Here is a 259-nt window from a genome sequence, read left to right as displayed (position 1 = left end):
GCTGAGCTAAGCACCCCAAGAAAAAAAACTAGTTTACAGCATCTTTTAATGCTTTGCCAGCTTTAAATGCAGGAATTTTTGCAGCGGCAATTTTGATTTCTTCACCTGTGCGTGGGTTACGGCCAGTACGTGCTGCACGCTCACGAACAGAGAATGTACCAAAGCCAACTAATGTGACTTGATCGCCACTGCTTAGTGCTTTAGTTACGGCAGATGTCATGCCATCAACAGCTTGGGCCGCTTTTGCTTTTGAAATGTC

At 45.2% G+C, this 259-nt stretch carries 1 protein-coding gene; it reads right to left on the bottom strand.

Annotated features, from left to right (window positions below):
* Nucleotides 1-28: 28 nt before the first annotated feature.
* Nucleotides 29-259 (bottom strand): HU family DNA-binding protein (locus B4K20_RS04825; RefSeq protein ID WP_289282070.1); only part of this gene is annotated, 231 nt, incomplete at its 5' end.

Source organism: Methylophaga sp. UBA5088, assembly GCF_002414625.1.
Taxonomy (GTDB): Bacteria; Pseudomonadota; Gammaproteobacteria; order Nitrosococcales; family Methylophagaceae; genus Methylophaga; species Methylophaga marina.
Note: the sequence above shows the minus strand (reverse complement) of the source record. Positions and strands in the feature narration are given on the sequence as shown.